This window comes from Enterobacter sp. BWH52, from assembly GCF_001037565.1.
Lineage (GTDB): Bacteria > Pseudomonadota > Gammaproteobacteria > Enterobacterales > Enterobacteriaceae > Enterobacter > Enterobacter hormaechei_C.
Map to the genome: position 1 here is coordinate 1792604 of NZ_KQ089854.1, position 24761 is coordinate 1817364.

At 55.5% G+C, this 24761-nt stretch carries 26 protein-coding genes and 1 other annotated feature; of the genes, 16 read left to right on the forward strand and 10 right to left on the reverse strand.

Going from position 1 to position 24761, the window contains the following annotated elements; translation table 11 throughout:
• Positions 1–165 precede the first annotated feature (165 nt).
• A complete protein-coding gene (locus SK47_RS08515; RefSeq protein ID WP_003857817.1) occupies positions 166–396 on the forward strand; it encodes a YdgH/BhsA/McbA family protein in 231 nt (76 codons plus the stop codon).
• 149 nt (positions 397–545) lie between these two features.
• Here SK47_RS08515 and yniD read toward each other — a convergent pair whose 3' ends face one another.
• Complete coding sequence (gene yniD, locus SK47_RS23880) at positions 546–653, reverse strand: small membrane protein YniD (RefSeq protein WP_003857815.1); 108 nt, start codon at positions 651–653, stop codon at positions 546–548.
• 98 nt (positions 654–751) lie between these two features.
• Positions 752–844, reverse strand: a complete 93-nt coding sequence (gene yncL, locus SK47_RS23065; RefSeq protein ID WP_071785204.1) for a stress response membrane protein YncL — start codon at positions 842–844, stop codon at positions 752–754.
• A gap of 324 nt (positions 845–1168) precedes the next feature.
• Here yncL and thrS point away from each other — a divergent pair, with 324 nt between their 5' ends.
• The 14 genes from thrS (at position 1169) to selO (ending at position 13812) form a co-directional block, all read left to right on the forward strand.
• Positions 1169–3097 (forward strand): threonine--tRNA ligase, encoded by a 1929-nt coding sequence (gene thrS, locus SK47_RS08520; RefSeq protein WP_003857814.1) that lies wholly within the window; start codon positions 1169–1171, stop codon positions 3095–3097.
• Between the two features lie 3 nt (positions 3098–3100).
• On the forward strand, positions 3101–3643 hold the full coding sequence (gene infC, locus SK47_RS08525; RefSeq protein WP_023616141.1) for a translation initiation factor IF-3: 543 nt from the start codon (positions 3101–3103) through the stop codon (positions 3641–3643).
• 97 nt (positions 3644–3740) lie between these two features.
• Positions 3741–3938, forward strand: a complete 198-nt coding sequence (gene rpmI, locus SK47_RS08530) for a 50S ribosomal protein L35 (RefSeq protein WP_001124225.1) — start codon at positions 3741–3743, stop codon at positions 3936–3938.
• A gap of 50 nt (positions 3939–3988) precedes the next feature.
• The gene (rplT, locus tag SK47_RS08535) at positions 3989–4345 is read left to right on the forward strand and encodes a 50S ribosomal protein L20 (RefSeq protein WP_000124850.1); all 357 of its coding nucleotides are present in this window, start codon (positions 3989–3991) and stop codon (positions 4343–4345) included.
• A gap of 117 nt (positions 4346–4462) precedes the next feature.
• Positions 4463–4587 (forward strand) — a sequence feature (Phe leader region).
• On the forward strand, positions 4468–4512 hold the full coding sequence (pheM, locus tag SK47_RS23885; RefSeq protein ID WP_001386830.1) for a pheST operon leader peptide PheM: 45 nt from the start codon (positions 4468–4470) through the stop codon (positions 4510–4512). Its footprint overlaps the feature before it by 45 nt.
• 62 nt (positions 4588–4649) lie before the next feature.
• Positions 4650–5633 (forward strand): phenylalanine--tRNA ligase subunit alpha, encoded by a 984-nt coding sequence (gene pheS, locus SK47_RS08540; protein ID WP_003857809.1) that lies wholly within the window; start codon positions 4650–4652, stop codon positions 5631–5633.
• 15 nt (positions 5634–5648) lie between these two features.
• A complete protein-coding gene (gene pheT, locus SK47_RS08545; RefSeq protein ID WP_032667094.1) occupies positions 5649–8036 on the forward strand; it encodes a phenylalanine--tRNA ligase subunit beta in 2388 nt (795 codons plus the stop codon).
• A 4-nt stretch (positions 8037–8040) separates the two neighbouring features.
• Positions 8041–8340, forward strand: a complete 300-nt coding sequence (gene ihfA, locus SK47_RS08550; RefSeq protein ID WP_003857805.1) for an integration host factor subunit alpha — start codon at positions 8041–8043, stop codon at positions 8338–8340.
• A 103-nt stretch (positions 8341–8443) separates the two neighbouring features.
• Positions 8444–9424, forward strand: coding sequence for a vitamin B12 ABC transporter permease BtuC (gene btuC, locus SK47_RS08555; protein WP_023315928.1), 981 nt, complete (start codon positions 8444–8446; stop codon positions 9422–9424).
• A gap of 33 nt (positions 9425–9457) precedes the next feature.
• Entirely contained in the window at positions 9458–10009 is a 552-nt protein-coding gene (locus SK47_RS08560; RefSeq protein WP_023315929.1) for a glutathione peroxidase, read from the forward strand.
• Complete coding sequence (gene btuD / locus SK47_RS08565) at positions 10009–10764, forward strand: vitamin B12 ABC transporter ATP-binding protein BtuD (protein WP_022650906.1); 756 nt, start codon at positions 10009–10011, stop codon at positions 10762–10764. Before SK47_RS08560 ends, btuD begins: the two co-directional genes overlap by 1 nt.
• Before the next feature lie 72 nt (positions 10765–10836).
• Positions 10837–11301 carry an NlpC/P60 family protein gene (locus tag SK47_RS08570; protein WP_015570730.1) on the forward strand — a complete coding sequence of 155 codons (465 nt, stop codon included), beginning with the start codon at positions 10837–10839 and terminating at the stop codon, positions 11299–11301.
• A gap of 293 nt (positions 11302–11594) precedes the next feature.
• On the forward strand, positions 11595–12308 hold the full coding sequence (locus SK47_RS08575) for an EAL domain-containing protein (RefSeq protein ID WP_003857794.1): 714 nt from the start codon (positions 11595–11597) through the stop codon (positions 12306–12308).
• Between the two features lie 61 nt (positions 12309–12369).
• The gene (gene selO / locus SK47_RS08580) at positions 12370–13812 is read left to right on the forward strand and encodes a protein adenylyltransferase SelO (RefSeq protein WP_048243897.1); all 1443 of its coding nucleotides are present in this window, start codon (positions 12370–12372) and stop codon (positions 13810–13812) included.
• Here the strand turns inward: selO and SK47_RS08585 are convergent.
• From SK47_RS08585 to ppsR, 8 genes are all read right to left on the reverse strand, one after another.
• The gene (locus tag SK47_RS08585) at positions 13809–14588 is read right to left on the reverse strand and encodes a heme ABC transporter ATP-binding protein (protein ID WP_032658174.1); all 780 of its coding nucleotides are present in this window, start codon (positions 14586–14588) and stop codon (positions 13809–13811) included. The two genes, selO and SK47_RS08585, sit on opposite strands and share 4 nt — an antisense overlap.
• Positions 14581–15573 (reverse strand): FecCD family ABC transporter permease, encoded by a 993-nt coding sequence (locus SK47_RS08590; RefSeq protein ID WP_032658176.1) that lies wholly within the window; start codon positions 15571–15573, stop codon positions 14581–14583. Before SK47_RS08590 ends, SK47_RS08585 begins: the two co-directional genes overlap by 8 nt.
• Positions 15573–16391: a heme/hemin ABC transporter substrate-binding protein gene (locus SK47_RS08595; RefSeq protein WP_032609037.1), complete on the reverse strand. Its 819-nt coding sequence runs from the start codon at positions 16389–16391 to the stop codon at positions 15573–15575. Before SK47_RS08595 ends, SK47_RS08590 begins: the two co-directional genes overlap by 1 nt.
• The gene (gene chuS / locus SK47_RS08600) at positions 16388–17416 is read right to left on the reverse strand and encodes a hematinate-forming heme oxygenase ChuS (protein ID WP_032661763.1); all 1029 of its coding nucleotides are present in this window, start codon (positions 17414–17416) and stop codon (positions 16388–16390) included. Before chuS ends, SK47_RS08595 begins: the two co-directional genes overlap by 4 nt.
• 35 nt (positions 17417–17451) lie before the next feature.
• Positions 17452–19434, reverse strand: a complete 1983-nt coding sequence (locus SK47_RS08605; protein WP_048243900.1) for a TonB-dependent hemoglobin/transferrin/lactoferrin family receptor — start codon at positions 19432–19434, stop codon at positions 17452–17454.
• A 76-nt stretch (positions 19435–19510) separates the two neighbouring features.
• Positions 19511–19699 carry a hemin uptake protein HemP gene (gene hemP, locus SK47_RS08610; RefSeq protein ID WP_015570723.1) on the reverse strand — a complete coding sequence of 63 codons (189 nt, stop codon included), beginning with the start codon at positions 19697–19699 and terminating at the stop codon, positions 19511–19513.
• 211 nt (positions 19700–19910) lie between these two features.
• Positions 19911–20957 (reverse strand): 3-deoxy-7-phosphoheptulonate synthase AroH, encoded by a 1047-nt coding sequence (gene aroH, locus SK47_RS08615; RefSeq protein WP_048243902.1) that lies wholly within the window; start codon positions 20955–20957, stop codon positions 19911–19913.
• A gap of 150 nt (positions 20958–21107) precedes the next feature.
• The gene (gene ppsR / locus SK47_RS08620; protein WP_017384644.1) at positions 21108–21941 is read right to left on the reverse strand and encodes a posphoenolpyruvate synthetase regulatory kinase/phosphorylase PpsR; all 834 of its coding nucleotides are present in this window, start codon (positions 21939–21941) and stop codon (positions 21108–21110) included.
• 335 nt (positions 21942–22276) lie between these two features.
• Between ppsR and ppsA the strand changes: the two genes are divergently transcribed.
• Positions 22277–24655 carry a phosphoenolpyruvate synthase gene (gene ppsA, locus SK47_RS08625; RefSeq protein WP_048243904.1) on the forward strand — a complete coding sequence of 793 codons (2379 nt, stop codon included), beginning with the start codon at positions 22277–22279 and terminating at the stop codon, positions 24653–24655.
• Positions 24656–24761 lie beyond the last annotated feature (106 nt).

A 24761-nucleotide genomic window follows, 5' to 3' on the forward strand; every position in this document is an offset into this window, starting at 1 on the left:
CTTCATAATTTCTCCATAATTAGCTGGCCAGGGCTTATTCAGTTTATTTGACACGAATTGATAAATAATTTGACTAGGCAAGAATGTGATCCAGATCTACACTTACGGCACAGGCGAAAAACTTGCCTCAGGCATATCGCATTAAATAAGTATGAGAATAAAATTATGAAAAAAATCAAAACCGCTACAGCAGCGATGGTGCTTTCCGCACTTTCATTTGGCGTATTTGCTGCTGATAATACGCAACCTGCCAATGACGTTAACAGCCCAATCGGGATCGCTAAAGCCTCTGATGTAGAAGCAGGCTCCAACATTGCCCCTGGCACTCAGTCTACCGGCCAGTCAATGAATGATGCATTTGATGTACATAAGCTGGTGGCGGGTGAGTGGTCCTGATATTTCAACTGCCACGTGTGACGGAATATATACGCTGCCACAGCCTGTCGAAAACCGGATTATGACGTACCGGTTTTGGACCATAAATTATCGTAAAGATAGTTAAGATTTATTCAGTAAATTCACGGCAGGTTTTCGCTGACAAAATATTAGCCCCAGATCATAGCGGCCCAGCGCAGCAGCAACATCGCGCCGCAAATAGCAATTAACACCACGACCATTTTCCAGTGCTTCACGGCAAATCTTTTTGTTGGCATAACCTAATCCTTGTCAGTTGATACCCTTAGTCTACCAAAGTCTGCGCCAGAAAGCGCTCAACAAGGGAGAACAGGTTATGCCGGAACACCGGTTCGGCTTAAAACCAATGGAATCTGTCAGCCAGAATCAATACCAGGCCAGCAGCGGAAAGTAGATTTAATATCACAACGGTTCTACTCGATACGTTCATGTGATACCCCTTCGATGTTTAAGGACCAGATCAAGAATAGCTCAGCACTTTCGGATTGCGAGCACCCGCCAACAAAAGTTCATTAATGCAGACAACAGGATGTGCGGTTCAAAACGGTCGCAGGAAGGTGCATTCGCCCTGTCAATAGTGTTACCATTACGTCGCCTGTCGTAAACCCGCATTATTCTGAAATCGGCCGGTGAATGATGACGAACCAATTTGACGATTGTTGGTCAGATGGTTTCGTAATCTACTGTTTAATCACGATTATTTTCTTTGTATATGCTCTTATGTGTGGGGCATCACTGCAAATAAGGATATAAAATGCCTGTAATTACTCTTCCTGATGGCAGCCAACGCCATTTCGACCACGCTGTTAGCCCAATGGATGTTGCCCTGGATATCGGTCCTGGACTTGCAAAAGCAACCATTGCAGGCCGCGTAAATGGCGAGCTGGTAGACGCGTCCGATCTGATTGAAAGCGATGCAACGCTTGCGATCATCACCGCGAAAGACGAAGAAGGTCTGGAGATCATTCGTCACTCCTGCGCGCACCTGTTAGGCCATGCTATCAAGCAGCTGTGGCCAAACACCAAAATGGCGATCGGCCCGGTTATCGACAACGGTTTCTACTACGACGTTGACCTTGACCACACCCTGACCCAGGAAGATATCGACGCGCTCGAAAAACGTATGCACGAGCTCGCCGAAACCAACTATGACGTCATTAAGAAGAAAGTCAGCTGGCACGAAGCGCGTGAAACCTTCGTGAAGCGCGGCGAGAGCTACAAAGTCTCGATTCTTGATGAAAACATCGCTCATGATGACAAGCCAGGCTTGTACCATCACCAGGAATACGTCGACATGTGCCGTGGTCCGCACGTGCCGAATATGCGCTTCTGTCATCACTTCAAACTGATGAAAATCGCAGGCGCTTACTGGCGTGGCGATAGCAACAACAAGATGTTGCAGCGTATCTATGGTACCGCGTGGGCCGATAAGAAAGCCCTGAACGCATACCTGCAACGCCTGGAAGAGGCGGCTAAGCGTGACCACCGTAAAATCGGTAAGCAGCTTGACCTGTATCATATGCAGGAAGAAGCGCCGGGGATGGTGTTCTGGCATAACGACGGCTGGACTATCTTCCGTGAACTGGAAACGTTCGTGCGCTCCAAGCTGAAAGAGTACCAGTATCAGGAAGTGAAGGGCCCGTTCATGATGGACCGTGTGCTGTGGGAAAAAACCGGCCACTGGGACAACTACAAAGATGCGATGTTCACCACTTCGTCTGAGAACCGTGAATACTGCATCAAGCCAATGAACTGCCCGGGCCACGTTCAGATCTTCAACCAGGGTCTGAAATCCTACCGCGATCTGCCGCTGCGTATGGCGGAGTTCGGTAGCTGCCACCGTAACGAGCCATCAGGTGCGCTGCACGGTCTGATGCGTGTTCGTGGCTTTACTCAGGATGATGCGCATATCTTCTGTACTGAAGATCAGGTCCGTGAAGAAGTTAACGCCTGTATTCGTATGGTCTACGATATGTACAGCACCTTTGGCTTCGAGAAGATCGTGGTCAAACTCTCAACGCGTCCGGAAAAACGTATCGGCAGCGATGAGACATGGGATCGCGCAGAGGCGGATCTCGCCGTAGCGCTGGAAGAGAACGGTATTCCGTTCGAATACCAGCTGGGCGAGGGCGCATTCTACGGTCCGAAAATTGAATTTACCCTGTATGACTGCCTCGATCGCGCATGGCAGTGCGGAACGGTACAGCTGGACTTCTCCCTGCCGCAGCGTTTAAGCGCCTCTTATGTTGGCGAAGACAACGAGCGTCAGGTGCCGGTTATGATTCACCGTGCGATTCTCGGTTCACTGGAGCGCTTCATCGGCATCCTGACCGAAGAGTTCGCAGGCTTCTTCCCAACCTGGCTTGCGCCAGTGCAGGTCGTGGTGATGAACATTACCGATTCTCAGGCGGATTACGTTAAAGAATTGACGCAGAAACTACAAAATGCGGGCATTCGCGTAAAAGCAGACTTGAGAAATGAGAAGATTGGCTTTAAAATCCGCGAGCACACTTTACGTCGTGTCCCGTATATGTTGGTCTGTGGTGATAAAGAGGTGGAAGCAGGCAAAGTTGCCGTTCGCACCCGCCGTGGTAAAGACCTGGGGAGCCTGGACGTAAGTGAAGTGATTGAGAAGCTGCAACAAGAGATTCGCAGCCGCAGTCTTCAACAACTGGAGGAATAAGGTATTAAAGGCGGAAAACGAGTTCAAACGGCACGTCCGAATCGTATCAATGGCGAGATTCGCGCCCAGGAAGTTCGCTTAACAGGTCTGGAAGGCGAGCAGCTGGGGATTGTGAGTCTGAGAGAAGCGATCGAAAAGGCTGAAGAAGCTGGAGTAGATTTAGTTGAAATCAGCCCTAACGCCGAACCGCCAGTTTGTCGTATCATGGACTACGGCAAGTTCCTTTATGAAAAGAGTAAGTCTTCTAAGGAACAGAAGAAGAAGCAAAAAGTTATCCAGGTTAAGGAAATCAAATTCCGTCCTGGTACCGACGATGGCGATTATCAGGTAAAACTCCGCAGCCTGATTCGCTTTCTGGAAGATGGCGATAAGGCCAAGATCACGCTGCGTTTCCGCGGTCGTGAGATGGCCCACCAACAGATTGGTATGGAAGTGCTTAACCGCGTCCGTGACGATCTGAGTGAACTGGCAGTAGTCGAATCCTTCCCTACGAAGATCGAAGGCCGCCAGATGATCATGGTGCTCGCTCCTAAGAAGAAACAGTAAGGCCTTCAAGCAGCAAAATCTGTGGAGCCTTCGGGTTTCATAGGTTTTGTTCGCCTATGTTTCGTTTATTTAACAATGCGAAGTGGAAGTTATTAAAATGCCAAAAATTAAGACCGTACGCGGTGCTGCTAAGCGCTTCAAAAAAACCGGTAAAGGTGGTTTTAAGCACAAGCACGCTAACCTGCGTCACATTCTGACTAAGAAAGCTACCAAGCGTAAACGTCACCTGCGTCCAAAAGCCATGGTTTCTAAAGGCGATCTGGGCCTGGTCATCGCGTGCCTGCCGTACGCATAAGTCGTTAACGTTTAACTTTTTTAACTTAGAATAGATACAGGAGAGCACACATGGCTCGCGTAAAACGTGGTGTAATTGCACGTGCACGTCACAAGAAAATTTTGAAACAAGCTAAAGGCTACTACGGTGCGCGTTCACGCGTATACCGCGTTGCCTTCCAGGCTGTTATCAAAGCAGGTCAGTACGCTTACCGTGACCGTCGTCAGCGTAAGCGTCAGTTCCGTCAACTGTGGATTGCGCGTATCAACGCAGCAGCACGTCAGAACGGTATTTCTTACAGCAAATTCATCAACGGCCTGAAAAAAGCCTCTGTTGAAATCGACCGTAAGATCCTGGCTGACATCGCAGTATTCGACAAAGTAGCGTTCACCGCTCTGGTCGAAAAAGCGAAAGCAGCACTGGCATAAGCCAGTTGAGAGAGGGGGCTTTGCCTCCTCTTTTCATTTAACACCATCAGAAGATTGACATTTATCCGTGCAGGCTTTTCAATAAGGTCTTAACGGTTTTTACCCTACAAGGTAACGCAAGCATGAATGCTGCTATTTTCCGCTTCTTCTTTTACTTTAGCACCTGACTTCAGGAGGCTAGCGCGTGAAAGATGAAACGAAAAACAGCGCCAGATAAGCCTCCCGATGGAGGCTTTTTTTGTGCCTGAAGTTAAGAGAATACGTCCAACAATTCGGTGTCTGCACCGACATAATGAGGAAAACCATGTCACATCTCGCAGAGCTGGTTGCCAGTGCAACGGCCGCCATTAACCAGGCCTCAGATGTTGCCGCGTTAGACAATGTCCGCGTCGAATATCTGGGCAAGAAAGGGCATTTGACCCTTCAGATGACTACCCTGCGTGAACTGCCAGCAGAGGAGCGCCCGGCAGCCGGTGCAGTGATTAACGAAGCCAAAGAGCAGGTACAGCAGGCGCTGAACGCGCGTAAAGCCGAGCTGGAAAGCGCAGTACTGAATGCGCGTCTGGCGGCAGAAACGATTGACGTTTCTCTGCCGGGTCGTCGTATCGAAAACGGCGGTCTGCATCCGGTTACCCGTACTATCGATCGTATTGAAAGTTTCTTCGGTGAGCTCGGCTTTACCGTGGCGACTGGCCCGGAAATTGAAGATGATTACCATAACTTCGATGCCCTCAACATTCCTGGCCATCATCCGGCACGTGCTGACCACGACACTTTCTGGTTTGACGCTACCCGTCTGCTGCGTACCCAGACTTCCGGCGTTCAGATCCGTACCATGAAGGAACAGGAACCGCCTATCCGCATCATCGCGCCGGGTCGCGTATACCGTAACGACTACGATCAGACCCACACCCCAATGTTCCACCAGATGGAAGGTCTGATTGTTGATAAAAACATCAGCTTCACCAACCTGAAAGGCACGCTGCACGATTTCCTGAACAACTTTTTTGAGGAAGATTTGCAGGTTCGCTTCCGTCCGTCCTACTTCCCGTTCACCGAACCGTCTGCGGAAGTTGACGTGATGGGTAAAAACGGTAAATGGCTGGAAGTGCTGGGCTGCGGCATGGTGCATCCAAACGTGCTGCGCAACGTGGGTATCGATCCAGAAGTGTATTCCGGCTTTGCGTTCGGTATGGGCATGGAGCGTCTGACCATGCTGCGCTACGGCGTAACCGATTTACGTGCGTTCTTCGAAAACGATCTGCGTTTCCTCAAACAGTTTAAATAAGGGCAGGACAGAACAATGAAATTCAGTGAACTGTGGTTACGCGAATGGGTGAACACCACGCTGGACAGCGACGCGCTTTCCAACCAGATCACCATGGCGGGTCTGGAAGTTGACGGTGTAGAGCCGGTTTCTGGCGCCTTCACCGGCGTGGTCGTGGGCGAAGTGGTTGAATGCGGTCAGCACCCTAACGCTGACAAACTGCGCGTAACAAAAGTCAATGTGGGCGGTGATCGTCTGCTGGATATCGTCTGCGGTGCGCCAAACTGCCGTCAGGGCCTGAAAGTGGCCGTGGCGACCGTCGGTGCGGTACTGCCGGGCGATTTCAAAATCAAAGCGGCTAAGCTGCGCGGTGAGCCGTCTGAAGGTATGCTGTGCTCCTTCTCCGAACTGGGTATTTCCGACGATCACTCCGGCATTATTGAACTGCCGCAGGATGCGCCAGTCGGTACCGATATCCGCGAATACCTGAAGCTTGATGACAACACCATCGAAATCAGCGTAACGCCAAACCGTGCCGACTGCTTAGGCATCATCGGTGTGGCCCGCGACGTGGCCGTGCTAAACCAGACCGAACTGAACGTGCCGGAGATCGCGCCGGTTGAGGCAACCATCAGTGACGTGCTGCCGATTCAGGTAGACGCGCCTGAGGCCTGCCCACGCTACCTCGGTCGTGTGGTGAAAGGTATTAACGTTAAAGCGCCAACCCCGCTGTGGATGAAAGAGAAACTGCGTCGCTGCGGTATCCGTTCTATCGACGCCGTGGTTGACGTCACCAACTATGTTCTGCTGGAGCTGGGCCAGCCAATGCACGCCTTTGATAAAGATCGTATCGAAGGTGGGATCGTCGTGCGCATGGCGAAAGAGGGCGAAACCCTGGTTCTGCTGGACGGCAGCGAAGCGAAACTGAACGCCGACACCCTGGTGATTGCCGATCACAACAAAGCGCTGGCGATGGGCGGTATCTTCGGCGGCGAGCACTCTGGCGTTAACGACGAGACGCAAAACGTCCTGCTGGAATGCGCGTTCTTCAGCCCGCTCTCCATCACTGGCCGCGCACGCCGTCACGGTCTGCACACTGATGCTTCTCATCGCTACGAGCGTGGCGTGGATCCTGCGCTGCAATACAAAGCGATGGAGCGTGCAACTCGCCTGCTGATCGATATCTGCGGCGGTGAAGCGGGTCCGGTAATTGATGTGACCAACGAAGCGACACTGCCGAAGCGTGCGACCATTACCCTGCGCCGCAGCAAGCTGGATCGCCTGATTGGTCACCACGTTGCCGATGCGCAGGTGACCGACATTCTGACGCGCCTGGGCTGCGAAGTCACAGAAGGTCAGGACGAGTGGAAAGCCGTTGCGCCATCCTGGCGTTTCGACATGGAGATCGAAGAAGATCTGGTGGAAGAAGTGGCCCGCGTTTACGGCTACAACAACATCCCTGACGAGCCGGTGCAGGCGGGTCTGGTGATGGGCAGCCATCGCGAGGCCGATCTGTCTCTGAAGCGTGTGAAAACCATGCTGAACGACAAAGGCTACCAGGAAGTGATCACCTACAGCTTCGTTGATCCTAAGCTGCAACAGCTGATCCACCCGGGTCAGGAAGTGCTGATCCTGCCAAGCCCGATTTCCAGCGAGATGTCAGCGATGCGTCTGTCCCTGTGGACGGGACTGCTGGGCACTATCGTTTATAACCAGAACCGTCAGCAAAACCGCGTGCGTATTTTCGAAAGCGGTTTGCGCTTTGTACCGGATACTCAGGCGAATTTAGGCATCCGTCAGGATCTCATGCTGGCCGGCGCCATCAGCGGTAACCGCTATGAAGAGCACTGGGACCTGGCAAAAGGGACGGTTGATTTCTACGATATGAAGGGCGATCTGGAAGCGATTCTCGATCTGACCGGTAAATTATCCGAAATTGAATTCCGCGCAGAAGCGATTCCAGCCCTGCATCCGGGTCAGAGTGCGGCGATCTATTTAGACGGCAAACGTGTTGGTTTCATTGGGGTTGTTCACCCGGAACTGGAACGTAAGCTGGATCTGAATGGCCGTACCATCGTATTCGAACTGGAGTGGAACCCGGTTGCAGACCGCGTCATTCCTCAGGCGCAGGACGTCTCACGCTTCCCGGCAAACCGCCGTGATATCGCGGTTGTGGTCGCTGAAAATGTGCCCGCAGCAGATATTTTGGCCGAATGTAAGAAAGTTGGCGTAAATCAGGTAGTTGGCGTAAACTTATTTGACGTGTACCGCGGCAAGGGCGTAGCAGAAGGTTTCAAGAGCCTCGCTATTAGCCTTATCCTTCAGGATACCAGCCGTACACTCGAAGAAGAGGAGATTGCCGCTACCGTCGCCAAATGTGTAGAGGCATTAAAAGAGCGATTCCAGGCATCATTGAGGGATTGAACCTATGGCGCTTACAAAAGCTGAAATGTCAGAATATCTGTTTGATAAGCTTGGGCTTAGCAAACGGGATGCCAAAGAGCTGGTAGAGCTGTTTTTCGAAGAGATCCGTCGTGCTCTGGAAAATGGTGAGCAGGTTAAACTCTCCGGCTTTGGCAATTTTGATTTGCGAGACAAAAACCAACGTCCGGGCCGTAACCCGAAGACGGGGGAAGATATTCCCATTACAGCCCGCCGCGTGGTGACCTTCAGACCCGGACAGAAGTTAAAAAGCCGTGTCGAAAACGCAACGCCCAAAGCAGAGTAATATGAACTAACTAAAAAGGCCGCTCACGCGGCCTTTTTTCTTTGCGCTATTTGCTAAACCCGCCGTAAAATCAATGATATCTCAACCGGATAACCTATCGTCTATGCTTGATCTTGCCCGTCTTCAGCACCGCTCCGATCTCCGCCGCCTGTGTCTGCTCGGGGTGCTGTTGATTGTCTCCACCACCGTCAGCCTGTGCGCGGGCGATCGGTGGCTGGGGCCGGAAAGCTGGTTTACGCCTGAAGGGCAGCTCTTTGTCTGGCAGATCCGCCTGCCGCGGACGCTGGCTGTCCTTTTAGTCGGCGCTGCGCTGGCGCTGTGCGGTACGATCATGCAGGCATTATTTGAAAACCCTCTGGCGGAACCCGGGCTTCTCGGGGTCTCGAATGGTGCAGGCGTCGGGCTTATCGCCGCCGTGATGTTGGGGGGAGGCGAGCTCTCCGGCTGGGGGATTAGCCTCAGCGCCATCCTTGGCGCGCTGTTGATAACCCTTATCCTTCTGCGCTTTGCTCGTCGCCATTTATCCACCAGCCGGCTGCTACTTGCCGGGGTAGCGTTGGGGATCATCTGTAGTGCGCTGATGACCTGGGCCGTCTACTTCTCCACCTCCTTCGATCTGCGCCAGTTAATGTACTGGATGATGGGGGGATTTGGTGGCGTCGACTGGCGTCAGGGGTGGCTGATGGTGCTCCTGATCCCGGCTATCCTGTGGATGGTTTTCCAGGCGCAGCCGCTGAATATTCTCGCGCTGGGCGAAACGTCTGCTCGCCAGCTCGGGATGCCGATTGGATTCTGGCGCAACGTGCTGGTTATCGCCATCGGCTGGATGGTGGGCGTAAGCGTGGCGCTGGCGGGGGCGATTGGCTTTATTGGGCTGGTGATCCCGCATATGCTGCGTCTGTGCGGCATGACGGACCACCGAACCCTGCTCCCGGCCTCGGCGGTTGCCGGGGCGGCAACGCTGCTGGTTGCCGATATCATCGCCCGACTCGCCCTGACGGCCGCTGAGTTGCCCATAGGCGTGGTGACCGCAACGCTGGGCGCGCCGGTCTTTATCTGGCTACTATTAAAAGCTGGACGTTAAAACACAACCTGTAAGTCAACCTGAGGGAATGCTATGCAGCCTGATATTCTGAATACCGAAGTGACGACCATTGACGGCGAGAAAACCACGCTGGAAGGCTACAAGGGCAAGGTGCTGCTCATCGTGAACGTGGCGTCGAAATGTGGCCTTACGCCGCAGTATGAACAGCTGGAAAACATTCATAAAGCCTGGGAAAAAGACGGCTTTACCGTACTCGGCTTCCCGTGCAACCAGTTCCTGGGCCAGGAGCCGGGCAGCGAAGAGGAAATTAAGACCTTTTGCAGCACAACCTATGGCGTGACGTTCCCGATGTTCAGCAAAATTGACGTGAACGGGGAAAATCGTCATCCGCTGTATGCCAAACTGGTGGCCGCGGCGCCGACCGCCGTTGCGCCTGAAGAGAGTGGTTTCTATGAGCGTATGGCGAGTAAAGGCCGCGCGCCGCTCTATCCGGACGATATTCTGTGGAACTTCGAAAAATTCCTGATTGGACGTGACGGTCAGGTCGTGCAGCGTTTTTCGCCTGACATGACGCCGGAAGATCCTATCGTGATGGAATCAATCAAGCTGGCGCTGGCGAAATAATGACGCTGCTGATGCAGCTCACGGACGTTGCCGGGAAGGGACGTCTTGAGCCTGTGACTGCCGCAGTCAACGCAGGTGAAATCCTTCACCTGGTTGGGCCAAACGGCGCCGGAAAAAGCACGCTGCTGGCTCGCATGGCGGGGCTGACCACCGGGGAAGGAGAGATAACCTTTCTCGGGCAATCGCTCGTCGACTGGCTACCCGCTACACTTGCCTCCCGTCGAAGCTACCTGGTTCAGCAGCAGGTTCCGCCCTTTGCGATGCCCGTCTGGCACTACCTGACGCTGCATCTGTCTGATAAAAATCAGGTGGGCTTGCTCAACGAGGTTGCTGCGGCGCTCGGGTTAGACGATAAGCTCACCCGGCAGGCAAATCAGCTTTCCGGCGGCGAGTGGCAGCGCGTGCGTCTGGCCGCCGTTATCCTTCAGATCCATCCGGCGGGAAATCCTCACGGGCGGATGCTGCTGCTGGACGAGCCGATGAGCGGGCTGGACGTTGCCCAACAGGCAGCGCTGGATACCCTGCTCAGCGCGCTATGTCGCAAGGGGATCGCCATTGTGATGAGCAGCCATGATTTAAACCATACGTTGCGCCACGCGCATCGGGTGTGGTTGCTGGCGCGTGGCAAACTGATTGCCAGCGGAACGCGCGACAACGTGCTGACGGCCGCCAATCTTGCGAGCGCTTACCACATGTCGTTCCGGAGGCTGGATATTGAAGGCCACAAGATGCTCATTTCCACGGCGCAGGAATAACCTTTCTTGCACAGTCGCATAGATGCACGCTAAATTACCGAAAGAACAAAAAAAGCAGAGGATTCGTCTGAAATGCGATTCTGGTTTCTCCTTGTTGCGGCGCTATTTCTTGCAGGATGCAGCAGCCATCGTGCACCTCCGCCCAACCCACGGCTTTCCGATTCCATTACGGTCATTGCCAGCCTGAACGATCAGCTCAGCAACTGGCGCGGCACCCCTTATCGCTACGGCGGCATGAGCCGGGGCGGGGTGGATTGCTCAGGATTCGTGCTGATGACCTTCCGCGATAAATTTGACCTCCAGCTTCCGCGAGAAACGCGTATGCAGGCGAAAATCGGTACTGAAATTGATAAAGACGAACTCCTGCCCGGCGATCTGGTCTTTTTTAAAACGGGCTCCGGTGAAAGCGGCCTTCATGTCGGCATTTATGACACCGATAATCAGTTCATTCATGCCTCGACCAGCCGTGGCGTGATGCGCTCCTCTCTGGATAATGTTTACTGGCGTAAAAACTTCTGGCAGGCCAGACGTATTTAACCGCTGCATAAAAATGCAGTGCGGAGGGCCTGGCGGTGAAAATAGACGTCAGGCTTTTCTTGCGGGTTGATTAAAGTTAAATTTTTTGCCCAATTATTTATGTCCGCATGTGCCTGTTTTATCTAAAACTGGCTATTATTCAATAACCAGGATAAAATTAATTAAGATTCAGGGAAAAATCTGAAAATTAATACGGAAAGAATGAAATTAATCTTATTAAAATCAAGACAGTGGAATTGTGCCTGCAATTGCTCCAGGATGTTCTCTCTCATCTTTAATGCAGGACAAGCGCGATGATTATTACGCTAGATAATGCTTACCAGTCTGAACTTTTACTCCTTCCGGCGCGTGATAGTGCAGGTTTGCTTAAAGGTTTAGAGATTTTGGTTAACTTTACTGGCGTGGGTGCGGACGTACGGATCCCGACTGAACTGGTTATCCCCCATCTTTCTCAGGAAGATGAATTAGCGCTGTTTCAGGAGAAACTACAATTACTCGATACCTGTAAGCTATTTTTTATTCAGCATCAGTTAATTGCATGGATCAATATTACACCTGCAATTGTTGAGTTTTTATTAACTAATGAGAACGCTGTTTCAATCCTTGAACGATATCCGTTTCTTGAGTTTACTGTTAATGAGAACTATCCAGGTTTAAATAACGGGAAAGACGATCCCTGTCTGGCAAGAATGGCGATCCATTTCCCCTTAGTGCTGGCTAACTTCGGTGCAGGGGCTGCGTCCCTTAAGCCGGTTTATGATGGTCTGTTCAAACGGGTGGTTCTGGATAAAAACTTTATCCAGCAGCGTGTCTCGGCACTCTCGTTTGAGCCTTTTATGCGCGCTATTCTCTGGCAGATCGCGCCGCACTGTCAGTCGGTCATGGTCTCGGGAATTGACGATCACGGCATCTTACAACGCGTGCTGCCATTCAATTTTGGTGCAATGCAGGGAAGCCTGTGGCCTGCCGTCCCGGCAGAGCGGGTCACGACTCTCGTACAGCAATAACCCCTTTCTTCGCCCGTGTTTACGTCCAGGGAAACCCTCTACACTTAAAGCAGGAGGACTTATGACCCTGTCTTTTACTGCTCACTGGCACGATGAATTACCCGGCTTTTACACCGCGCTTAAGCCAACGCCTTTACAAAACGCGCGTCTTATCTGGCATAACGATGCATTAGCGGATTCGCTTGGCATCCCTTCGACGCTTTTTCAGCCAGAAAAAGGCGCCGGCGTCTGGGGCGGCGAAACGCTGCTTCCGGGCATGAAGCCGCTGGCTCAGGTCTACAGCGGACATCAGTTTGGCGTCTGGGCGGGACAGCTCGGCGATGGCCGCGGTATCCTGCTGGGTGAACAAGTTCTGCCGAATGGCGAAACGCTCGACTGGCACCTGAAAGGGGCAGGGCTAACCCCATACTCACGCATGGGAGATGGCCGCGCGGTGCTGCGTTCAACCATACGTGAAGGTCTGGCTTCCGAGGCGATGCACGCTCTGGGGATCCCTACCTCACGTGCGCTGTCCATTGTCACCAGCGACACGCCGGTGGCCCGCGAAACGATGGAGCAGGGAGCGATGCTGGTCCGCGTGGCGGAAAGCCATCTGCGTTTCGGTCATTTTGAACACTTCTACTATCGCCGCGAGCCGGATAAAGTCCGCCAGCTTGCCGATTACGCTCTTCGTCGTCACTGGCCGCACCTGCAAAACGAGCCGGACCGCTATGTTCTCTGGTTCCGTGATATTGTTGCGCGCACCGCCGCAATGATTGCCCGCTGGCAGGCCGTCGGCTTTGCCCACGGGGTGATGAACACCGACAACATGTCCCTGTTAGGGCTGACGTTTGACTACGGTCCGTACGGCTTCCTTGATGACTATCAGCCGGATTACATCTGTAACCATTCGGACTATCAGGGGCGTTACCGTTTCGACAACCAGCCTGCGGTGGGGCTGTGGAACCTTCAGCGGCTTGCACAAAGCCTGTCGCCGTTTATCGACGTTGATGCCCTGAACGATGCGCTGGACAGCTATCAGGAGGTCCTGCTGCGGGAATACGGTGTGTTAATGCGCACCAGGCTGGGGCTGATGACGCAGGAAAAAGGCGATAACGCGCTGCTGAATGGGCTGTTTGCCATCATGGCGCGTGAAGGCAGCGACTATACCCGAACCTTCCGTATGCTGAGTCAGACAGCGCAGCAGAGCGCCGCGTCACCGCTGCGCGACGAGTTCGTCGATCGACAGGCGTTTGATGACTGGTTTGCCGCTTACCGGGCGCGTTTACAGCAGGAACAAATTGATGACGATACCCGCCAGGCGCGGATGAAGGCGGTTAACCCGGCGATGGTATTGCGCAACTGGCTGGCGCAGCGGGCCATTGAGCAGGCAGAGCAGGGGGACTATACCGAGCTGCATCGGCTACATATCGCCCTGCGCACGCCGTTTGCCGACCGGGAGGATGACTATGTCAGCCGCCCGCCGGACTGGGGCAAGCGGCTGGAAGTGAGCTGCTCAAGCTAAGGGGCGAGAAAAACCTGCGGCGCGGCGTGCGCCGGATGTCTGCCGACGTGCACCTGCGCACCGTACCAGCGTGCCAGCGCGTCGGCCTGCAAAACCTTCTCCGGTATGCCCTGAGAAACAATCCTGCCGTTGTGTAACAGCAGGATCCGGTCCGACCATAATGCGGCAAGATTGAGATCGTGCAGCACCACGCAGGCGTGAAGATGGCCCTGACGGGTCAGCGATTTCAACAGGCGCAGCAGATGCTGCTGGTGGTAGAGATCCAGCGCGGAAGTGGGTTCGTCGAGAAACAGCCAGCCGCGTGGCGTTCCGTCACGCCACAGCTGCGCCAGCGCGCGGGCGAGCTGGACGCGCTGTTGCTCGCCCCCCGAGAGGGCATGATAGCGCCTGCCGGCCAGCGGCAGGCAACCGGTCAGCTGCAACACCTCACGCACAATTGACGGTTCCGGGTGACGCGTCCAGGGCGCACGCCCCATTCCAACGATCTCCTCCACCTGCCAGTCAAATTCAGGCTGAGATTGCTGGCGCATCACCGCCCGATAGCGCGACAGCACCTGCGGATGCCATTCATCCAGCGCTTTTCCCGCCAGCGAACAGCCTCCGCTGTCGGGTTTCAGATAGCCGGTCAGCAGCCGCAGCAGCGTGGATTTCCCCGCGCCGTTGGGGCCGATCAATGTAACCAGCTCTCCCTGCGACAGTGACACCGAAACGTTATCTGTCAGCGTGCGGCCAGACCGGGTAAAAGTCAGATTTTCAGCCGTATAACGTTCAGCCATGCTGTTCTCCACGACGAAAAATGAGCCATAAGAACCAGGGAGCGCCAAGGATACTGGTGAGCAGGCCGACCGGCATTTCTGCCGGGGCGACCAGGGTGCGCGCGACCGTATCCGCCACCAGCAGCAGTAAAGCGCCCGCGAGTACCGTGCCGGGGAGGGTTGCCCGGTGATCGGCGCCCAACCACATGCGCATCAGGTGCGGCACCACGAGTCCGACAAAGCCAATCACGCCGCTGACGGCGACAGCCGCAGCGACCAGCAGGGCGCTGCATAACAGTAATATTCGCTGTACAAGGGCAACGTCCACGCCAAGGTAATGCGCTTCCTCTTCACCCAGTTGCAGTAAATTTAACGCACTGGCACAGCGCCAGATCGCCAGAGCGGCAGGCACCATCAGCGAGGTCACGGCGAGCAGCGTGGACCACTGCGCCTGACCAAGACTTCCCATTCCCCAGAGTGAAAGCTGACGCAGCTGGGCGTCATTGCTGACCCACGAAAGCACACCTACTGCCGCACCGCACAGGGCATTGATGGCGATACCCACCAGCAACAGACGTGACAGAGAGGTGTCATGCTGCTTGCTGAGCAGGAAGATCACGCCTGTGGCTGCCAGCGCTCCAAAAAATGCCGCCAGCATAGGGGCGTAAAGCATCACCAGCGCGGGCAGCGCAAGCGGGAGCACCACCCACAGGGCGACGGCCAGCGCCGCACCGCTGCTGATCCCGAGCAGGCCCGGGTCGGCAAGCGAATTGCGGAACAGCCCCTGCATGACGCAGCCGGCGAGCGCCAGCGACCCGCCAATCACCAGCGCCAGCAGCACGCGGGGCAGACGGATGGTGAGCCAGATCTGGCGTAGCGTCTCATCGCTGCCGCTCCACAGCACGTTCACCGGCAGGCGTAACGCCCCAAAACCGGTAGCCATGATCGTCATGACGATAAGCGACCCCGCCAGAAGCCATAACGATAACGTGATGCGCCGGGACATCAGGGCAGTTGCTCCGCTCTGGCACGCAGCTGTTGTATGGCTTTCGGCGTGCGGACGCTGAAGCCCAGCAGGGCCATGTCATCAATAGCCAGCACCTGCTTGCTTCGTCCCGCTGGCGTTTGCGCCAGACCGGGCAGTTTCCACAGATTTTCTTCGCCGCCCAGCGCGTTAAGGCCCTCCTGCGAAATCACCACCAGATCCGGCTGGCTGGCCATCACCCCCTCCTGGGAAAGCGGCTGATAGCGGGTAAAGCCCTGCATGGCGTTCTGCAACCCGGCGGCGCGTATTGCCGCATCCGCGCCGGTCTGTTGCCCAGCCGCCATTGCGGTCATTCCGCCGTGGCTGAGGATAAACAGCACCCGCTTGTTGAGCGGCATTGAGGGCAGTGCCGCCAGCGCCTGACGCAGCGAGCTGCGCAGGGTTTCCCCTTGCGCCTCATGATGCGTCGCCTGAGCTATCACCCGTACTTTTTCGTCAATCGCGCGCAGATCAGGCGTGCCGGGAACGGTAACCACCCGGACGTGGCTCTGTTCAACCTGCTTCAGCGCCAGAGAGGGCTGCGCCTGGTCGCTTGCCAGCACCAGCGTCGGGCGTACGGACAAAATCCCCTCCGCATTCAGCTGGCGAAGATACCCCACGTCAGGCAGCGCGTTTGTCGCCTGCGGCCACTGGCTGGTACTGTCGCGCGCAACCAGAGAAGACTCCGCGCCGAGGGCGTAGACGATCTCCGTCACATCGCCGCCGAGGGCGACAATTCTCTCCGGCGCGGCGACGGCGACCAGCGGCAGGGCGCAGAGCAGGGCAAACCAGTTTTTCATGCGGCCAGCCCTTCTGGCGTCAGGGCGTCAATCTGGCGACGCCACTGGCTCTGCTCAGGCTCGCCTTCGGTACGCTGCCCATAGAGCTGGGCGATTTGGGTGCCATCCGCCGCAAACAGCTCCAGGCTGGTGACGTGACCGTCCGCCGTCGGCTTGCGCGTTACCCACGTCTCCGCGACGGCCTCCTCCAGCAGGTGCAGGGTAAAGGTTGGGTTGAAGATGTTCAGCCAGCCTTTCATGGGCGTCAGTTTTTCCACCACACCGGTGAAAATCTGCACGCAGCCGCGGTTGCCGACGAAGATCATGATTTCGTTTCTGTCCTGTCGCGCCGTCTCCAGCAGCTGTGCCAGCGCGCTGTTATCCACCTTACAGGCCAGATCGTCACTCACCAGACGAAACGCCTGCTGGCGGCTCAGGTTATGGCGCTTCAGTAAGCTAAAGAACTGATGCACGTCGGTCATGGCGCGCCACTCTTTCTCCACCGAGCCTGCATCAGCACCGTCGGAATGCGCAGGGGACTCGACAGCCTTTAGCGCCAGAGCGGGGTTATCGGCAATGATAAAACGGGTCAGCACGTCGCCCCAGGCGGCAACGTCGGTGTGATCCGTGGTGTAGACCTTAAGTAAAGCGTCGCCCTGATGATCGAAGAACTGAATGCTCTGACGTTCGCCGCGGGAGGTCGTTTCACTTATGTGAAACGCGCTCGCCCACTGGTTGAGGAACAAACGCAGATCCAGCGCACGCGGATTTAGCACCAGCCCGGCGTGGCCGCCGAGGTGCTGGTTAGTAAACGCTCCGATCTGTTCATGAACGGCGTATTCGTTACGGCAGATGCATTTGGTTTCCCCCACCGACTCCAGCGCCGCCAGAATCTCACGGATTTCACCGCGCAGCCGCCAGGCGTCGTGTCCAACACGCGCAAATGCCAGCTCTGCTTCGCTGATGTGCATTAATCCGGCGATATCACGGGCGTACTTACCCGGATGTTCTTCTTTAAGCTCAAGCCAGCGTGTGTAGTGACCCATAATCTTATCCTTCTGAATCGTTGCCCCGAAGGGAATTACCATTGATAACTGACGAAGATCTTGCCGTTGCGGCCATCCTGCGGGATGCCCTGAGGTGACCAGTAGGCTTTGTCGAAGGCGTTCCCCAGCACGAGGGTGGTGGTGATGCCTTTGAACTGCTGCTGACCTTTATAGCTGACGTAGAAATCATTCACTGCGTAGCCAGGCTGCTCGCTGTAGCTGCTGCTGATGTGCGTTGAACGTTCGACGAAGGTGCCGATCCAGCCCACGGAGAATCCGCTTTGCGCCACCGGGATATCCAGCTTGCTGGTGACGGTGTCCGGGTTGATGCTGGAGATGTATTCGCCCGTGTCGGTATCTTTCCCGCGCGTGCGGTTGTAGGCCACGTCCAGGTTGAACAGACTGGTCGCGTAGGTCGCCATCATGTCCCAGCCCCAGATTTTGGCATTTGGTACGTTATAGGACATGGTGGTGGCCGCCGCAAAATCGACGGTAGTGGAGATGTAATCTTTCGCATTGGTGTCGAAGTAGCTGGCTTTGAACTCCAGCGCGTCGTTGGCGAGCAGCAGATCGTCAAAACGTAGCCCAAAACCGAACTCCTGGGTTTCGTTAGTTTCCGGACGCAGGTTCGGGTTCGGCACCCAGTAGTTGGTGTAGAAGCTGCCGATAGAAAAGTGCTTCGAGTCGTTATACATCTCGCCCATCGTTGGCGCGCGGAAGGCCTGGGCGTAAGAGCCGAACAGCATCAGCCAGTCGGCTGGACTTACGGTTAACCCGGCGCGTGATGACCACTTATCCGCATCCACGTCATCGTAACCGCTGCTGCTGCCGCGGTAGTTGTCGTAACGCGTCCCGCCGAGAAGCGTTACCGGCAGGTCGCGCAGGGTAATCTCATCCTGCAACCAGCCGGAGCTGAAGTCGATTTTAGCGTCCGGGAAGCCGGTGGTCGCGCCGCCAGGGTGTTGCTCCTGACGATAGTATTCCCCGCCGTAGGTCAGCAGGTGCGAGGCGAAGGAGTCGCTGAACAGGCGGGTGCGGTTTTCGACTTTGCCGCCTTTGGTGGTCTGCTTACGGAACTCACCGCTGGCGTCGATGTTCTGGGCGTTGATCCGCGCTTCGGACCAGTAAATTTTCGCATCGGCGTTCAGCCAGTTGTTTCCGGCTGGCGCAATGTGGTAGCCAAGCTGGGCATCGCGCTGAATGGTGGAACGATCGGTCATCGGGTTACTGCTGCTGGCATCCGTGGTCTGCGGATTTTTCGGCTCCTGCGCGTCGTTATTGTAGTAGCGCAGAGAGCCGCTCAGCGTCTGCGCCGGATCGATTTTCCAGCTGCCTTTCGCCAGCATATTGTTGATGGATTCGTCGTTTGGCGCCCTCGCGCCGTCACTCTGGCGAATGTCGCCGCGATCGCGGCTGGACCATGAGACCAGGCCGTCCAGGGTATCGGTGCGGCCATAGGCGCTGGCGCCCATCCCGATGCTGTGATCGCCCGTTGCACCGGTAGCAAATACGCGATAGCCGCTGTTTTTACCTGCATCCAATAGATCGCTGGCGTCGACGGTGTCATACGAAATTACGCCGCCCAGCGCGCCGCTGCCGTACAGCAAGGCGGAAGGGCCACGTACCACTTCGATACGTTTGATCAGTGCCGGATCGAGGAACGTGCTGTTCAGGTGTCCGGTATCGGTGCCCTGGCGCACGCCATCCACCAGCACCAGCACGCCACGGCGGTCATAGCCACGGAGGTTAACGTCCTGACCGTTGGTGCGCCCGGTGCCGTCCAGCGTCAGACCGGGCACCTTGCGCAGCAGGTCGGCAGCGGAGCTGGCGGTCTGGTTTTCCGGCGCGGTGGCGTCAATCACGCTCACCATCATGGGGGCTTCAAAGGCGCTGCGGGCATTGCCGGTGGCGGTGACGGTGATCTCGTCTGCAGCGGCAACCGTAACGCCCGGCAGGGTGCTGACAATCGCCAGCGCCAGAAGAGACGGGCGTAAAGACGCGGATTGCAGGTGTGGCATAGCAACTCTCCATAAGAATTGAAAAGCGCTGGCTGCCTGGGGATCACCTGGGTGGCTGGCGAATGTGTTGTCTGGTTTATTTAGTCAGGATCAGTTTTCCGGCATTGGTCTGGCGCAGCAGGTAGTGCTGGCCGTCATGCTCGATAATGACCCGTCCCTCCTCACCCAACAGGCTTTTACTGTCGATTCGGCGATCGGTGGGAGCAGGGGACGGCGCTGTGTGTGTTTTTGTTGGCGTTGCCGCGCTGTTATCGGTCGGTGACATAATGTTTATAAATAACAATCAATGTAACAATGATAATCATTATCAATAAACTGCAAATTCACAGCAAGCGTTTTTGTGAAAATTGTGTGACGGGATCAAATTTGGGGGAGAGATGCGGTCTGACGCCCTCACCCCGACCCTCTCCCACGGGGAGAGGGAGAAGGGCACGAATCGTAGGCCGGGTAAGGCAAAGCCGCCACCCGGCAAGGGGTTAGAAGCGCGAATCTACCGCAGACGCCAGCATCTCCAGCAGCCGTTCGCTGTCTTCCCAGCTCAGGCACGGGTCGGTGATTGACTGGCCGTAGACCATTTGCTGTCCGGCGACGATCTTCTGCGTGCCTTCTTTGATAAAGCTCTCCGCCATAATTCCTGCAATGGCGGTCGAGCCGCTGCGGATCTGCTGGCAAACTTCCTCGCAGACGTCCAGCTGGCGGCGGTGCTGTTTCTGACAATTGCCGTGGCTGAAATCCACCACCAGATGCTCCGGCAGGTCAAATTCCGCCAGCGTTTCGCAAGCGGCGGCAATATCTTCTGCATGGTAATTCGGTTTTTTACCGCCACGCATAATGATATGTCCGAACGGGTTGCCGCTGGTCTGGTAGATGGTCATCTGGCCATTTTTATCCGGGGAGAGGAACATATGGCTGGCGCGTGACGCGCGGATGGCATCTACGGCAATTCGGGTATTACCGTCTGTTCCGTTTTTGAAGCCCACCGGACAGGAGAGCGCTGACGCCATTTCACGGTGGATCTGGCTTTCGGTGGTACGCGCGCCAATCGCGCCCCAGCTTATGAGGTCGGCAATAAACTGTCCGGTCACCATATCCAGAAATTCGGTGGCAGTCGGCACGCCCAGCTCGTTAACCTGTAACAGCAGCTTGCGCGCCAGCGCAATACCGTGATTCACCCGGTAGCTACCGTTCAGATCCGGATCGGAAATCAATCCTTTCCAGCCCACGACGGTACGCGGCTTTTCAAAGTAGGTACGCATCACGATCTCCAGGCGATCCTGATACCTGCCGCGCAGCGTCTGAAGGCGTTGTGCATAATCCATTGCCGCGTCCAGGTCGTGGATGGAGCAGGGGCCAATTACCACCAGAAGACGTTTGTCTTCACCATTGAGAATTTTTTCGATGCGGCGACGGGAGGCCGTCACATGGTCCGCCACCACGGCGGAAACGGGATGCAGCCTGGCCAGTTCAGCCGGTGTGACCAGGCTATCAATGCGCGCGGTGCGCAGTTCGTCGGTTTTGTTCATGGAATGTCTCAGAAATTTTTTGCTTCATCGGCAGACTACCGGGAAGTGATGGGCATCACCTTAAACCAATCCCTGCTGATTTCAAGTTCGGGGCACGTCGCCCCGAGGATGGCATGATAATAACTGAAACTGGATTAATGTACTAGCATATTAGTACATGCGGCGATTTAGCCCCATGATATCGAGGATCTTGGTGGCAATTTCTTCTACTGAATAGTTGGTACTGTTCAGCCAGGGAATTTGATTTTTCCGGTACAGCGCTTCGACTTCAGAGACTTCCATTCGGCACTGGCGCATCGAGGCGTAGCGGCTGTTCTCGCGACGTTCTTCGCGGATCGCCGCCAGTCGTTCCGGGTTGATGGTCAGCCCAAACAGCTTATGCTGGAGCGGCTTAAGCGCGGCGGGCAGCACCAGGTTATCCATATCATCGGCAATAAAGGGGTAGTTGGCGGCGCGAATGCCAAACTGCATTGCCAGGTATAGGCTGGTGGGAGTTTTACCGCAGCGCGACACGCCGAGCAAAATCACCTGCGCCTGGTCGAGATTGCGCAGCGAGATCCCGTCGTCGTGCGCCAGGGTGTAGTCAATAGCGGCAATACGCGCATCGTATTTGGTCAGGTTACCGGGGTTCAGCCCGTGGGTACGGTGGGCGATCGGCGTCGGATCGAGCTTCAGCTCGCTTTGCAAGGGGGCAACCAGCGCCTGCACGATGTCCTGACAGAAGCCCTCGCTTTGCAGAATGATATTGCGGATCTCAGGGATCACAATGGAATAGAACACCAGCGGACGAACGCCGGTCTGCTGGTAAATAGCGTCGATCTGGTCCTTGACCGCTTTGGCCCGGCTCTCATTTTCCACGAACGGCAGCGTGATGCTGTTTATCGATACCGGAAACTGCGACATCACCGCGTGTCCCAGCACCTCGGCGGTAATCGCCGTCCCATCAGAAATATAAAAAACGTGGCGATCGACAGCATTATCCATTTTATCCACCCTGAATAGCGTACGTAATTGCCTGAAAGCATAAATTAAAAAAGTTAATTTCACAGCAAAGAACTTATCTGAATTTAAAATGAAATGGTGTTTTTGATTTTCCTGAAAAGTAGATTTCATTTTTCGATTAGCGGCTTTATTTCTAAGGTTTTTGCCGGAATCTATAGGAATCATCGGGTTAGCGAGTGCGGGGAAACTGTCCGAAAAGTTGAAAATTTAAATTGCTTACACGATTCACCGTTTTTTTAGCGGAAATAAATATGCCAGTATAAATACGTAGTCAGGTGTTTCTTACTCCGATCAAATATCACAAAAGGATTGTTTCGATGTCCAACAATGGCTCGTCACCGCTGGTGCTTTGGTATAACCAACTCGGCATGAATGATGTAGACAGAGTTGGGGGCAAAAATGCCTCCCTGGGTGAAATGATTACAAATCTGTCCGGTATGGGTGTCTCCGTACCTAACGGGTTTGCCACAACCGCCGATGCGTTTAACCTGTTTTTAGACCAGAGCGGTGTAAACCAGCGCATTTACGACCTGCTGGATAAAACGGATATTGATGATGTCACCGAGCTTGCCAAAGCCGGCGCGCAAATCCGCCAGTGGATTATCGACACACCTTTCCAGCCGGAACTGGAAAAAGCCATCCATGACGCCTACAACCTGCTCTCCGCTGACGACGCGCAGGCCTCCTTTGCCGTGCGCTCTTCCGCTACCGCAGAAGATATGCCGGATGCCTCTTTCGCCGGGCAGCAGGAAACCTTCCTCAACGTCCAGGGTTACGAGGCGGTACTGGTGGCGGTGAAGCATGTGTTTGCTTCCCTGTTCAACGACCGCGCCATCTCCTATCGCGTCCATCAGGGCTATGACCACCGCGGCGTCGCGCTCTCCGCAGGCGTACAGCGCATGGTGCGCTCCGACGTGGGCTCTTCCGGCGTGATGTTCTCTATCGACACTGAATCCGGCTTCGACCAGGTGGTGTTTATCACCTCCGCATGGGGTCTGGGCGAGATGGTGGTGCAGGGGGCGGTGAACCCTGACGAATTCTATGTGCACAAGCCTACGCTGGCGGCTAACCGTCCGGCAGTGGTACGCCGCACCATGGGCTCGAAAAAAATCCGCATGATCTATGCCCCGACGCAAGAACATGGCAAGCAGGTCACCATTGAAGATGTGCCGCAGGAGCAGCGGGATCGCTTCTCCCTGACCGACGCCGAAGTGGAAGAGCTGGCGAAGCAGGCGGTGCAGATTGAAAAACACTATGGCCGTCCGATGGACATCGAGTGGGCCAAAGACGGACACACCGGCAAGCTGTTTATCGTGCAGGCGCGTCCGGAAACCGTCCGTTCACGCGGTCAGGTCATGGAGCGCTACACCCTGCACGCGCAGGGCAAAATTGTCGCGGAAGGCCGCGCAATCGGCCACCGCATCGGTGCCGGTCCGGTGAAAGTGATCCACGACATTAGCGAGATGAACCGCATTCAGCCCGGCGACGTGCTGGTGACCGACATGACCGACCCGGACTGGGAACCGATCATGAAGAAAGCGGCTGCCATCGTCACGAACCGCGGCGGCCGTACCTGTCACGCGGCTATCATTGCCCGTGAGCTGGGGATCCCGGCGGTAGTCGGCTGCGGTGACGCGACCGAACGCATGAAGGACGACCAGAAGGTGACGGTCTCCTGTGCCGAAGGCGATACCGGTTACGTGTATGCCGATATCCTCGACTTCAGCGTGAAAAGCTCCAGCGTGGATACCATGCCGGATCTGCCGCTGAAGATCATGATGAACGTCGGCAACCCGGACCGCGCGTTTGACTTCGCCTGCCTGCCGAACGAAGGCGTGGGCCTGGCGCGTCTGGAATTTATCATTAACCGTATGATCGGGGTGCACCCGCGTGCGCTGCTGGAGTTCGACGACCAGGACGCAAAACTGCAAAACGAAATCCGCGAGATGATGAAGGGTTACGACTCGCCGAGAGAGTTCTATGTTGGTCGTCTGACGGAAGGGATCGCCACGCTCGGCGCGGCCTTCTACCCGAAACGCGTGATCGTGCGTCTGTCGGACTTTAAGTCCAACGAATACGCCAACCTGGTGGGCGGCGAACGCTACGAGCCGGAAGAAGAGAACCCGATGCTGGGCTTCCGCGGCGCCGGACGCTACGTGTCGGAAAGCTTCCGCGACTGCTTCGCGCTGGAGTGCGAGGCGGTAAAACGCGTGCGCAACGACATGGGGCTGACCAACGTGGAAATCATGATCCCGTTCGTCCGTACCGTGGATCAGGCGAAGGCAGTGGTAGATGAGCTGGCGCGTCAGGGGCTGAAGCGCGGCGAGAACGGGCTGAAGATCATCATGATGTGTGAAATTCCGTCCAATGCCCTGCTGGCCGAGCAGTTCCTGGAGCACTTCGACGGCTTCTCCATTGGCTCGAATGACATGACGCAGCTGGCGCTCGGCCTGGACCGCGACTCCGGCGTTGTCTCTGAGCTGTTCGATGAGCGTAACGAGGCGGTGAAAGCGCTGCTCTCCATGGCCATCCGCGCGGCGAAGAAACAGGGTAAATATGTCGGGATTTGCGGCCAGGGTCCTTCTGACCATGAAGACTTTGCGGCCTGGCTGATGGACGAGGGAATTGATAGCCTCTCCCTGAACCCGGACACCGTGGTGCAGACCTGGCTGAGCCTGGCAGAGCTGAACAAGTAAAACCTGCATAATCTGAAAAAGGCGAGGATATCTGTCCTCGCCTTTTTTATTTTCCTGCGAATATGCTCACCATCACAAATAAAGCAAAAAACCAAATATCATAATT